Origin of the sequence: Pseudomonas sp. PB101 (assembly GCF_009764265.1) — a bacterium.
Lineage (GTDB): Bacteria > Pseudomonadota > Gammaproteobacteria > Pseudomonadales > Pseudomonadaceae > Aquipseudomonas.
The window spans coordinates 190806-203624 of sequence record NZ_RWIR01000052.1; the positions used below are offsets into that span (position 1 = coordinate 190806).

Below are 12819 nucleotides of genomic sequence, written 5' to 3' on the forward strand. Positions count from 1 at the left end.
CGTCATTTTCCTTTTTGACGGTTCAGGCTTGAGTGAAGAACAACTCGCGCGCCAGTTGCGGGCTGATTTCGCTGCGATAAATAGCGATCACTTGCGAGTTGGTCGTGGCCGCGCGCGGGTCGAATGCACCTGCCAACAGCCGTTGTTCATGCAGTTTCAAATGGGCGGCGGTGAATGCGTCGGCGGGCGCATCCAGGCTGGTGTAATGGAAGTGGGCGTACCACAGTGTTTTCTGGGTACGGCGCTCGCGAATTTCATACTCTTGCAGGTAGTCCTTGCGCGGGCCCTTCAGGCGCCGTCGCTTGGCATTGTTCACAATGTCGATTTCGTCCTTGCTCAACAGCCATTGGACGCGGGCCGCAGTTGGTGGTTGGGCTTTGGTCATTTCGATGCGTATCCGGTTACCTTCGGCGTACAGTCGCTCGCGTGCCTCGTTCAGTTCCTTGGTCAAGGTTGACGCGGTACCCGACGGGCCGTCGGTTGTGTTCGAGCGCAATACGGCTTGTTCCAGGGAGCGGGCCGCTTGGCTAAGTTGATCGGCTTTGTGCTGGAACAACTCTTCGATTTCCACCGGGATACGGCCTGGCTTTTTCGCGTTTGCTTCGGTTTGCCGGATGAAGTTTTCCAGGTCATCGAGCATCGTCCGGCCGTGGGCGATTTGCTCGGTGAGTGCCGGTGGTGGAGCTTGCGGTCGGCGACGTCTGACCGGTACCCGTTCAAGCCACACGCCGGGTGTTTTTTCGTGAAAGGTGGCGATGACTTTGCCGGTCAGGGGCGCACGCACCTCCAGCAGTACCGGCTCGCCTGGCGCCGAAGGACGAACTTCGCCAACGACCGTGCCGTTGAATCGCGTCTTGACTACCCGTTTGCGCGACGCTGGCGCTGGCCTCGAAGGCCCGGGGCGAGGCTCTTGGGGCAGTTGCTCGCGCAGCAACTGAGCAAGGTAGGCCTCGGTATCTTGCTGGAACTCGCCGACTCGCGAGCGCAGATGCTTGAACGGTTGCTCCAGCACCGCGTCGTTGTGGCTGACCGTGAAGTCTTCGAAGGACTGATCGATCGTGGCAAATTGTTCGAGAATGCCATTGAGCGCCTCGATACGTTCCTTTGCGATCCACGTGCTGCCTTCCAGCATCAGCTCCTGGGAGGTCTGGATTACCAGGTCGGTCGTGTCGAGCAGGCGTGTCAGTTCGTTTCCGGCTTCGGTCAGCGGGACGCTATCACCTTCTTTGAGACATACGTCGCGAGCCAGCATGACCTGCAGTGCTTTGAGGTCGTTAGGGGTAAATGCCGGCAGTTTTGCCTTGTAGGTGCTGGCTATTTCGGCAGCACCTCTACCCAGTCGACTCAGCAACTGGAAACGTGATTGCGCAAATTCGATTTTGCCGATCACACCCTCGGCCAGGTCGACCATTTTTTGATAGGTCGCACGGTCACCGGCTGCACCAGCCGTTTCTTCCGCCTCAAGCAGGGTCAAGGTCTCCTGCATGGTTTGTCTGAAAGCCGGATTTTTTTGATCGAGCCATGTCTGGTTGTAGTACAGCTGGTTGCCCAGCATGTCGGCCATGTCACTGCGGTAACTGGAAACCGTGTCGAGCAGGTTCAACGAGTTCAGTTGCTCGATTGGGGCGGCATAGTCGCTGGTGCGCTGGTCGAGTTTTTCCAGAAACACCTGCTGCAACCCGGGCAACGTTTGGTCGGAGGCAGTTTTCAACTGGTTGTAGGCGTCCTTCAGCTCTTTGCCTGCGCTTTCGCTTTGGTCGTTGAAGTCCTTCAGTTGCTTCTTGAGTTCGGTGATGCGCTGACGGTTTTGCTGCTTCAGCGCTTTGCGCCGGGCCGACAAGCCACCGCCACGCAAGCGCAAGCGGGTGTCGACGAACCATCCACCGCGCTGATTGCGGATCAGTGCAGGGCCATGACCTTTGGACTCGGGTCTTGAATCGATGATCGACACTTCACCGGTTTCTTCGACGGTTACTTCGAACCAGCGCTCGCCGACTGGCGCGTAGTAGCTTTTTTCGTGCCGATAGAGGTGTTGGTGGATGCCGGCTGCGCTATCGGGAGACGTAAGATTTTCGGGTTTGGTGATCGCGAAGCGATCCAGGGTTTTGCTCAGGTTCAGGACGGTATCGGTTGCGACTGAAATGTGGTGTTGTGTGGTCGAGGGCTCGCCGACGATGTCAGGCAGTTGAACCAGGGTCAACGGTGTCGCGACCGGCTTTTTCGCAACCTCTACCGTTGGCGTTGTCGGGCTCTGCTCCCGAATTGCGCGGGACGTTGGACGGCGTGTGCTGGCGCGATGGGCGAGCACCATGGCCAGGGTCAGCAACAGATCGGTCATGGCGGTTTTGCGTTGTTCGGAGTTGCCTTCCTCGCTCGCGTCGAGAGTCTGCTGCAGGTCATCAAGTACCTGCCAGATCCAGGCCGCCGTCCCAACAGTTCGGCCCAGAAAGGGCAATGCCGCACTGAGGATCTTCCAGGCAGCCTGCTTGAAAGTCGCCCAGCGATTTTCCGCGTTGGACACCGATTGCCGTTGCGCCAATTCGACCAGCGCATTGACGTTGGCCTTGAACAGGTTGGCGAGGTAATCCGTAGCGAGGACCCGAGTGCCCAAGGTCAGCGGACCGCTCATTTGCAGGGAGGTCAGTGGGTCGGCCAGCAGTTGCGAAACACTCCAGACCGAAGGCAGGTCCCCGGTGAATACGTAGTTGGCGTAATTGGCGCGAACCCCGTCGGGCAGCCAGGCGAGCACGGATTCGCGCAGCCTTGGAGAATGCCGAATGGCATAGATCAGGTTGGCCGGCGTCGGGTATTGGCTCAAGGGCTGGTCGAGCAGTGGCCGATAGAGCAGGCACGGTCCTTTGTCCATTTGCCGGGGCCCGATCACGAACATGTTGCTCACTTCATCCGTGGAGGCTCCCGTACGCCAGGCGGGAGTGAATGCCAGCGGGCGAATGACGATTTCCTGTCCGTCGACCCAGCGTTTGGCGTCGAGGATCTGCACCACGGCAGCGACATAGCGATAGCCCAATTCGTCAATTGCGCCCTGAGTGCGGATTTTTTGCTGCAAGGCCAGCAGTGGCAGCTCGACGCGTAAGCGGCTGGTGAACAGGTTCTGACGGCGCAGGCTTTCAAGGGGATCGTCCAGCAGTTTGCTTTTGATCAGCTTCGGATAGGTTTGGCCGATATTGACCCTGACGATCAACGCTTCCAGGTAGCTGACCGTCAACCATGCCGGCAGCGCTGTAGCGCTGGTGCTGCGTACGGATTTATTGCCCTGCGGCAGGGCGATCAGGTTTTGCAGCGCCAGATCGACCAGGCTCAAGGTGGTGCGCTCCGACCCCACGGGTGGCGCAAAGCTGCCCCAGACTACGACGCTGTCGATCACGATCTCGATGTCCGCGAACTGTAAATCTTTGGCTTCGGGATGCTCGGAGAGCATGTCCTTGCGCAGTTGCTCCAGAGCGAATTCGCGGATCGGTTTGATACCGTCCTGGAATGACTGCCCGGTGTTTTGGTTCTGTACGCCCGCCAGATCCATCAGATGACGACTGTAGGCGCTGAGATCGCCTGATGAAGCGCTGGCCATCCAGTCTGGCAGTGCCTGCTCGACCAGGTTGAAGCGCGATGGCGCCTGATTGTCCGATGGATCGAGCTCGTTCGTGGTGCGACTGATGTGTGGGGCGAGGTCGGGATTTGTCTCTTCGCGAATGTTTGCCAGCGCGGCAATCGAGTCCGCTTGCAGGGCGATCAGGGTGCACGCCAGATGGTCGAAAAAATTGTCCTCGGGCTCAATCAGGCGCCATTGCAAGGTGTTCCCGGGTATTTGGCCATTGGTATACGCCTGCAAGGATTCGCCCAATTCCTGCAACGACTCGTAGGTCTGGAAGCCATGGGTAATGGTGTGGCTGACGATCAACGTGCGGCTGCCCAGGGTCCCGATCAGGACGGCCATGTCCAGGGTGTTGAGGTGGGCCGAGCCCCCCTCATTCTTGTAGTCCAGGTCGATCAGGCAAGCGCGGGACCGAAAGCGGTCGTGCGTCTTGCGTTTGCTTTTGTCCGGGTAGGTGAACAGGTTGCGGGCCATCTCGCATTGCTCGTTCTCCCAGTTCGGGTTGGTTTCGATGTCCCACAGTTCACGCAGCGAGTGGGACAACGCCTTCCAGCGTGGGGTCGAGGGGGTGGTGAGCCGGTTCCAGTAGTCGACCTGCTGCTCTTGAAATGCATCGAACAACAGCGGCGCCAACTCATTGAGCAAACGCCCGATGGCTTCGATGCTGACGGGCAACTGCGCCGGTGTCGGCTCCAGTGGTTGCAGGGTGAGGTAATGCTCGCCCTCCAGGTAAATCATCGGTGTTTGCGCAATGCCGTGACGTACCAAGGCATCGGTCAGTGATTCAAAGTGTCGTGGTCCGGCGACGACGCGCTGCTCGCGTAGTGTCCAGATCGGTGTGACCACCATCGCCAGGCGGGGGTCGATAGACAGCTGCGGATATAGCGTTTTCAGCGCCGGTTGCAGCGCATGGGTGGCGACCTCCCTGATCGAGGGGCCGGCCACCAATTGGGTAAGCAGGGCGTCTTGATCGGCGGGGAGTTCGGGCAATTCGGGGGGGCTGGATACTTCGGTCATGGTCACGTCCTTTGTGAGGCGGCACCGTTGAAGATTCGGTACGCGATTCGTTGCAAGGTAGTGACGGGCAGGACGACGTTGGCGGTAAATAAATATTGCGGGCAAAAAAAGACCTGCGTAAACGCAGGTCCTGGTGACGGCGGGAACGGGACGGGTGTCAGGTACCGGACTTGATCTTGGTCCAGGCCCGTGTCCGTGCACGTTCGGCATCGCGCGGCAGCGGTTGCAGGGTGTAGAGCGTGCTCATCGCCGTGTCGGTCGGGTACAGGTTCGGGTTGTTGCGGATCGCCGGGTCGACCAGTTCCGTGGCGTCCTTGTTCGGGTTCGGGTAACCGACGAAGTCACTGACCGGTGCAATCACCTGCGGTTGCAGCAGGTAGTTGATGAAGGTGTAGGCGTCTTCGGTGTTTTTCGCCCCCTTCGGAATCGCCAGCATGTCGAACCAGATCGGCGCACCTTCCTTCGGTAAACGCATGTCGACAACCACACCGTTCTTGGCTTCCTTGGCGCGGTTGGCGGCTTGCGAGAAGCTGCCGGAATAACCGACCGCGACGCAGATGTCACCGTTGGCGATGTCGGCCATGTACTTCGAGGAATGGAAATAGGTCACGTACGGGCGGATCTTCATCAACAACGCTTCAGCCTTGTCGTAGTCCGCAGGCTTCTTGCTGTTGGGGTCCAGGCCGAGATGTTGCAAGGCCAGCGGCAGGATTTCCGAGGGCGAGTCGAGCAGGGCGACGCCGCACTGCTTGAGCTTGCTGATGTTCTCTTCCTTGAAGATCAAATCCCAGCTGTCTACCGGCGCATCGGCACCGAGGGCGGCCTTGACCTTGTCCGGGTTGAAGCCGATCAGGATGGTGCCGTACATGTAGGGCACGGCGAATTTGTTGCCCGGGTCGTTGGCCTCGATCAGCTTCATCAGCTTGGGATCGAGGTGGTTCCAGTTCGGCAACTTGCTGCGGTCCAGGGGCTGGAATACGCCAGCTTCGATCTGCTTGGCGAGGAACACGTTGGATGGCACCACGACGTCGTAGCCGGAGTTGCCGGTCAACAACTTGGCCTCCAGCGCTTCGTTGGTGTCGAAGATGTCGTAGACCAGTTTGGTCTGGGTGTTCTGCGCCTTGAAGTCTTCCAGGGCCTTTGGGGTGATGTAGTCGAACCAGTTGTAAACGCGCAACGTTCGTTCTTCGGCGTGGGCGGCAACGCTGAGCACCGAGGCGCACAGCGCAGGCACGATAAAACGCTTAAGACTTTTCATGTGTCTACTTCCTCATCAAGCGCTTTCGAAACCTTCGAGAACGTTCACGGCGTTGATGCCGATTTCTTCGACAGCATAGCCGCCTTCCATGACGAACAGCGTCGGTACGCCGAGACCCGCGATGCGCTTGCCCATGGCCAGGTAATCCGGGCTGTCGAGTTTGAATTGCGAGATCGGATCGTCCTTGAAGGTGTCGACGCCCAGGGACACGACGACGATGTCGGCGCCGTAGCTTTCAATCTCTTTGCAGGCCTGTTCCAGCGCTGCACTCCAAGTCTCCCAGCCAGAACCTGCGGCCAACGGATAGTTGAAGTTGAAGCCTTCACCGGCGCCTTCGCCCAGCTCATCGTCGTAGCCGAGGAAGAACGGGAACTCGGCTTCCGGATGACCGTGGATCGAGGTGAACAGCACGTCGCTGCGCTCGTAGAAAATCGATTGGGTGCCGTTGCCGTGGTGGTAGTCGACGTCGAGGATCGCGACCTTCCTGTGGCCCTGATCGAGGAATGCCTGGGCAGCGATGGCGGCGTTGTTGAGGTAGCAATAACCGCCCATCAAGTCGCCGGCGGCGTGGTGTCCCGGTGGTCGGCACAGGGCGAAGGCACTGCGAGCGCCGCGCTGGATTTCAGCTTGGGCGGTCAACGCAACTTGTGCTGCGCTGTACGCCGCCTGCCAGGTGCCGGCGGTGATCGGCGCGCCGCCGTCGAAACTGTAATAGCCGAGCTGGCCATGCAGGCTGGTGGGTTTGATGCGGCGCAGGGTGCGGGCCGGCCAGGTGTAAGGCAGCAGGTCACCGTCGGTGTTGAACTCGGTCCAGCGGGCCCAGGCGCCTTTGAAGAAGTCGAGATAGTCGCGGCTGTGAATGCGCTCGATCGGCCCGAGACCGAAATCCTTCGGCGCTTCGACGGGGCCCAGGTTCTGTTTTTGCACCCGTGAAAGCACGTGGTCGGCACGCGAAGGCATTTCGAAGCAGGGCTTGAGTTGCCCGTCTATCAATTCGCAACGGCCGTGGTGCAGGTGGTGATCGTCAGAGTAGATCGTCAGCATTTGTTGTTCTCCGCAGGGCTGATTCGGTTGCCTCCAGTGTTGCGGTGCACGGCGAATCGGAGAACGGCAGGAAAGGCCAAAAGGGGATCGATATGGCCAAAACATCTGACCGAAATTCGCCCCTTGTTAACGCTGAACAGCCCTTTGTAGGAGCCGGCTTGCTGGCGAAAGCGGTATTTCGACCGAAACAGGTGCATCGGATGTACCGGCCTCATCGCTGGCAAGCCAGCTCCCACAAGGTTATCCGTGAGGCCGGAATTGGCTGGGCGCCACTCCACTCCAGCGCACAAACGCATGCCGAAAACTTGCTGTTTCACTGAAACCCAACGCCTCGGCAATCTGATAGATCGGCAGTTGATCTTCGCAGAGCATTTGCTTGGCCTGCTCGAAGCGCAGTTCGTCGAGCAGCTCCTGGTAGCTGCAGCCCATGTCCTTGAGATGCCGGCGCAAGGTCCGCGCCGAACAATTCATCTGCTCGGCCAGGCCCTCCAGCCCTGGCGCGGCATTCAATTGCGCGCTGAGCAACTGCCGGATTCGCCCCAGCCAGGCCTGGCGCCCGGTGAACTCAAGGTTCTGCTTGCGGCAACGCTCGGCCATGGCTTGATGGGTAATCGCATCAGCGAGCGGCAACGGTTGATCGAGCCAGCGCCTGTCGAAGGCGAAGGCATTGTTCGGTGCGCCGAAGTGCAGCGGGCAGTCGAAGTGTTGCGCGTAGCTCGCTTCGTAGTCGGGCGCGGCATGCTCGAAGCGTGCGCCGAGCAAGGGCAGGGGATGGCCGAGCAGATCGTCACAGGTGACTTTCAGCGACACCAGGCAGAATTCGGCATTGAACACCGCCATGGACGGGCTCTCGCGGTAATCGGCGGCGGCGAACCAGACCCGCTCGCCATCGTCCTCCAGGCTCAGCTCGAAAAGTGTTCCCAGCAGCGCCGGATAACGCATCGCCAGCCGCAAAGCGTCACCGAAGGTGGCACTGGTGAGCAGGGCGTAACCGAGCATGCCGTAGCAGGAAACGTGCATCCGCCGGCCCAGCTCCAGGCCGATATCGCGCTTGAGCGCGACGGCGTTGGCGCAGACCTGCATCTCTTGATTGGTGGTGATGCGCGTGTCGGCGCGGTTCAGATCCGCCGCACTGATGCCGCTGCCGGCCAGCAGTGCTTCGCTGGACAAGCCGTCGGCCTTGAAGGCGTTGAGCACCAGAGAAACAGCGTTGAGCGTGGTGAGGTGGGAGTGGAGCATGAGGATTTCCAGCCTTGGGATAGCTGGAATGCAGCAAGTTATATGCCGGACGAGGGACCTGTAGGAGCGGGCTTGCCCGCGATAGCGGTGTGTCATTCACATCAATGTCGGATGTGCAGACGTATTCGCGGGCAAGCCCGCTCCTACAGGGGGTGTGTGTTGTCAGCTCAATTCGCCACACAGGTCGAGCTCGATCAGACGTCGAACCTCGGAGGTTTCAAGCCCCGCACCCAGCAACCCATGCAACTTGCCGAACGCCGCCTCGCGGGTCATGCCGCCTCCGGACAACACGCCCACACTGCGCAAGCGACTGCCGGCTTCGTAAACGTCCAGTTCAACCCCGCCTTCATGGCATTGCGTGACTGCCACCACCACCACACCCTTGTCCCGCGCACGGCCAAGGCTGGCGAGAAAATCGGGGTTATCGCTCGGGCCGGTGCCACTGCCATAACACTCCAGCACCAGACCCTGAATGCCGCTGTCGAGCAGGCCATCAACGATTGCGGCACTGATACCTGGAAACAGCGGCAGCACCGCGACATTCGCCAATTGTCTAGGTTGGTTGTAATTCAGTTGCGTTGGCGTCGAAGTCGCCTTCACGCCACCGCCCTGACGCTCCAGGCGCTTGAACGGATGCCGACCGAAGCTGCGCACCTTCGCGCAACGGGTGGGGTCCAGCAGTTCGCCGTGGAAGTACAAATGCACACCCGGTGCCAGTCCTTGGCCCAGGGCAACCAGTGCACCGCCAAGGTTTTCCCAGGCATCGCTGTCGGTCACGCCGGCCGGCAGCATCGAACCGGTAAAACACACGCGGGCATGCAGCCCCAACAGTTGAAAACTCATGGCCGCCGCGCTGTAGGCCAGGGTGTCGGTGCCGTGCAGGATCAGCACGCTGTCGCAGCCCTGAACATCCACCGCGTCGACCACCGCTTCGCGCAGTTGCTGCCAATACGTCGGGGTCATGTTGGCGCTGTCGATCAGCGGCGACATCTCGCGGAAGCGCCACTGCGGCACCACCAGCTCAGGCTGGCTGTTCAGGTATTCGCGCATCCGCGCTTCGAAACCGGATGCCGGGGCCAGGCCATTGGCGCTGGCCTGCATGCCGATGGTGCCGCCGGTGTAGAGCACCATGACGTGCTGGGCGGCAGGGTAGGTCGGGGCATTCATGGGCGGTTCTCCAAAAAACTATGACGGCTTGTGTCCGAGCATGACGCCGGTTGCAAGTTGTGTCACGCCGGGCGCAGGGGATGCGCCCGGTTTTTACCGCTCAGCGTTGCGCTGCGGTCACGCCTGCCGGGGCAGCTTCAGCCTTGGCGGCTGGTGCTGGCGGGTTCGCCGGCCAGGCTTTCAGGTCCAGATCCAGATCCGGGAATTTGCTCGAATCGAATACCGGTGTGGTGATGCCAGCGGCGCGCTGGTCATCGTAGTCACGCAGGATGCGCATGCCGACCTTGAACAGCAGGAACAGCGCGATCAGGTTGACGAACGCAAGCATGGTCATGGTGATGTCGGCAAAGGCGAACACGGTGCCGAGGTTTTCGATGGCGCCCCAGAAAATCAGCACCAGTACCAGGGCGCGATAGCCCATCAACGCCTTGCGGTTTTCACCGATCAAAAAGCGCAGGTTGTTCTCGCCCAGGTAGTAGTTGTAGAGGATCGAGGTGAACACGAACAACGCCAGGGCCACGGAGATGAACATCCGGCCCCAGTCACCGACCACGGCGGCCAGCGAGTTCTGGGTCAGGGCAATGCCGTCGCCTTCGAAGCCCGGGGTGTAGAAGCCGGAGAGCAGGATCAGCAGCGCGGTGCAGGTGCAGATCACGAAGGTGTCGAGGAACACGCTGAACGCCTGCACCACACCTTGTGCCACCGGGTGCTCGACCGACGCTACGGCCGCCACGTTCGGCGCACTGCCCAGGCCGGCTTCGTTGGCGAACACGCCACGCTTCACGCCCATGACGATGGCGCTGCCGATCAGGCCGCCGAAGGCCTGGTCCAGACCGAAGGCGCTCTTGACGATGGTCATCAGCATGCCCGGCACATGGTCGAACTGCAGCACGATCACGTAGAGGGTCACGCCGATGTACACCAGGGTTTTCACCGGTACCAACAGGTCGGCGACCTTGGCGATGCGCTTGATCCCGCCGATGAACACCAGGCCCAGCAACACGGCCAGGCCGATGCCGGTGTAGGTGGTGTCGAGGCCAAACGCGTTGTTCAGCGAGTGCGTCACGGCGTGGGCTTGCAGGCCGTTGAAGGCGAAGCCGAACGTCACCAGCAACAGGAACGCCATCAGCATGCCCAACCAGCGTTTTTGCAGGCCGTGCTGGATGTAATAGGACGGACCGCCACGGAATTGGCCTTCGGAATCGCAGCGCTTGTAGAGCTGGCCGAGGGAGCATTCGAAGAAGCTGCTGGACATGCCGACCAGCGCGGTCACCCACATCCAGAACACAGCCCCGGGCCCGCCGAGGGTCACGGCGATGCCGACCCCGGCAATGTTGCCCGCGCCGACGCGGCCGGCAAGGCTTAGCATCAGGGCCTGGAACGAGCTGAGTTGCCCGGCGCTGCTCTTGAGGCTGTCGCGGAACACCGCGAACATGTGGAAGAAGTGACGCAATTGAACGAAACGCGAGCGGATCGTGAAGTAGCTACCGAGCCCGACAATGAGCACGATCAGTACTTTCCCTGAGAGGAAGTCGTTGATGACTTCGAGCATGGATTATTCCTCGCTGTTTTTTGTGTAGGCAACAATGCTGGCCGGACAGACACATCGAGTTACACCCCTTGGCGCACGGCACAATGGGCGGTTCGAAGTTCGTCCCGGTTTCATATCGCGGGTTTGTTATTAGTTCGGGTTTCGCATGGGTTGTGGCCTCGCTACCGACGACCGCTCATGCGAAGAGGGGCGGCACTATACCCATGACAGTGCCGTCCGTCTGCACACTTGTGGTGCAAGCGCCGATTCTATCGACGCCAGTCTCTTGTAGGAGCCGGCTTGCTGGCGATGCAGGCGCCGCGGTTTCGCAGGAAAACCGAGTTATCGTTTATCGCCAGCAAGCCGGCTCCTACAGATTCTGTGTTGTCGAAAAACAGTTAAAAAAAAGGGCCTGGAGAATGATCTCCAAGCCCTCAAAAGGTGAGAGGTGTCTAGTCCCTCGACCTGGTGAGCGGTGCTACAGGTAACGCGTCGGGTCAGGCCTTCAGAGGCACCAGACGCGGAGCAATCATGTTTTCCGGGCGCAGGATGTCGGCGAGCATGGCTTCGTCGAGCAGACCTTCTTCGCGCACCAGTTCCAGCACGCCGCGGCCACTTTCAAGAGCGAGGCCGGCAATGCGGGTGGCATTTTTGTAGCCGATGTACGGGTTCAGCGCGGTGACCAGGCCGATCGAGTGCTCGACCAGTTCACGGCAGCGTGCTTCGTTGGCGGTAATGCCGACGATGCAGTGCTCGCGCAGCATGTCCATGGCGCGTTGCAGCAGGCGGATCGAGTCGAAGATCTTGAAGGCGATCAGCGGCTCCATCACGTTCAGTTGCAGCTGGCCGCCTTCGGCTGCCATGGTCAGCGCCAGGTCGTTACCGATGACCTGGAAGGCCACCTGGTTAACGGCTTCCGGGATAACCGGGTTGACCTTGCCAGGCATGATCGAGCTGCCAGGCTGACGTGCCGGCAGGTTGATCTCGTTGATGCCGGTGCGTGGACCGCTGGACAGCAGGCGCAGGTCGTTGCAGATCTTCGACAGCTTGACCGCGGTGCGCTTGAGCATGCCGGAGAACAGCACGAAGGCGCCCATGTCGGATGTGGCTTCGATCAGGTCGGCCGCCGGAACCAGCGGTTGACCGCTGATCAGCGCCAGGCGCTGTACAGCCAGGGCCTGATAGCGCGGGTCGGCGTTGATGCCGGTGCCGATCGCGGTGCCGCCCAGGTTCACTTCAGTCAGCAGTTCCGGGGCCAGCGTCTTCAGACGGGCCAGGTCTTCGCCCATGGTGGTGGCGAAAGCGCGGAATTCCTGACCCAGGGTCATCGGCACGGCGTCTTGCAACTGGGTACGACCCATCTTCAGGACGTGGTTGAATTCCTGGCCCTTGGCCGCGAACGCCTGAATCAGGCTGTCGAGGCTGGCGAGCAGGGCGTCGTGACCGAGCAGCAGGCCCAGACGGATCGCCGTCGGGTAGGCGTCGTTGGTCGACTGCGCCATGTTCACGTCGTCGTTCGGGTGCAGGTACTGGTATTCGCCTTTCTGGTGACCCATGGCCTCCAGTGCGATGTTGGCGATGACTTCGTTGGCATTCATGTTGGTCGAAGTGCCAGCGCCGCCTTGAATCATGTCCACCACGAACTCTTCGTGGAAGTCGCCGCGGATCAGACGTGCACAGGCTTCGCTGATGGCAGCGTGCTTGGCTTCGCTCAGGTGACCCAGCTCACGGTTGGCGTCAGCAGCGGCCTGTTTAACCATGGCCAGGCCGACAACCAGTTTCGGGTAGTGCGAAATCGGAACGCCCGAAAGGCGGAAGTTGTTCACCGCTCGCAGGGTCTGGATGCCGTAATACGCTTGAGCCGGTACTTCGAGGGCGCCAAGCAGGTCGTTTTCTGTGCGGAATGATGCAGCGGAGGACATGATGGAAATCATCTCAATATGGACCCGGTCT

Annotated in this window: 7 protein-coding genes; all 7 read right to left on the minus strand. The window is 60.4% G+C overall.

Translation table 11 applies throughout. From position 1 onward, the window contains the following. Positions 1 to 22 precede the first annotated feature (22 nt). Positions 23 to 4627 carry a dermonecrotic toxin domain-containing protein gene (locus tag EI969_RS15955; RefSeq protein ID WP_160388628.1) on the minus strand — a complete coding sequence of 1535 codons (4605 nt, stop codon included), beginning with the start codon at positions 4625 to 4627 and terminating at the stop codon, positions 23 to 25. A 157-nt stretch (positions 4628 to 4784) separates the two neighbouring features. Next, positions 4785 to 5885, minus strand: a complete 1101-nt coding sequence (locus tag EI969_RS15960) for a polyamine ABC transporter substrate-binding protein (protein ID WP_160388629.1) — start codon at positions 5883 to 5885, stop codon at positions 4785 to 4787. A 15-nt stretch (positions 5886 to 5900) separates the two neighbouring features. After that, complete coding sequence (locus tag EI969_RS15965; RefSeq protein WP_160388630.1) at positions 5901 to 6929, minus strand: histone deacetylase family protein; 1029 nt, start codon at positions 6927 to 6929, stop codon at positions 5901 to 5903. 240 nt (positions 6930 to 7169) lie between these two features. Next, positions 7170 to 8168, minus strand: coding sequence for an AraC family transcriptional regulator (locus EI969_RS15970; protein ID WP_160388631.1), 999 nt, complete (start codon positions 8166 to 8168; stop codon positions 7170 to 7172). Between the two features lie 162 nt (positions 8169 to 8330). Next, positions 8331 to 9335, minus strand: coding sequence for an asparaginase (locus EI969_RS15975; RefSeq protein WP_160388632.1), 1005 nt, complete (start codon positions 9333 to 9335; stop codon positions 8331 to 8333). A gap of 100 nt (positions 9336 to 9435) precedes the next feature. Further along, positions 9436 to 10887 (minus strand): sodium:alanine symporter family protein, encoded by a 1452-nt coding sequence (locus tag EI969_RS15980; RefSeq protein WP_160388633.1) that lies wholly within the window; start codon positions 10885 to 10887, stop codon positions 9436 to 9438. 476 nt (positions 10888 to 11363) lie between these two features. Further along, complete coding sequence (gene aspA / locus EI969_RS15985; RefSeq protein ID WP_008045549.1) at positions 11364 to 12788, minus strand: aspartate ammonia-lyase; 1425 nt, start codon at positions 12786 to 12788, stop codon at positions 11364 to 11366. Between the last annotated feature and the right edge of the window lie 31 nt (positions 12789 to 12819).

Coding starts and splice junctions, on each gene's coding strand:
- EI969_RS15955 (WP_160388628.1), bottom strand. CDS start 4,627: ATGACCGAAGTATCCAGCCCCCCCGAATTGCCCGAACTCCCCGCCGAT.
- EI969_RS15960 (WP_160388629.1), bottom strand. CDS start 5,885: ATGAAAAGTCTTAAGCGTTTTATCGTGCCTGCGCTGTGCGCCTCGGTG.
- EI969_RS15965 (WP_160388630.1), bottom strand. CDS start 6,929: ATGCTGACGATCTACTCTGACGATCACCACCTGCACCACGGCCGTTGC.
- EI969_RS15970 (WP_160388631.1), bottom strand. CDS start 8,168: ATGCTCCACTCCCACCTCACCACGCTCAACGCTGTTTCTCTGGTGCTC.
- EI969_RS15975 (WP_160388632.1), bottom strand. CDS start 9,335: ATGAATGCCCCGACCTACCCTGCCGCCCAGCACGTCATGGTGCTCTAC.
- EI969_RS15980 (WP_160388633.1), bottom strand. CDS start 10,887: ATGCTCGAAGTCATCAACGACTTCCTCTCAGGGAAAGTACTGATCGTG.
- aspA (WP_008045549.1), bottom strand. CDS start 12,788: ATGTCCTCCGCTGCATCATTCCGCACAGAAAACGACCTGCTTGGCGCC.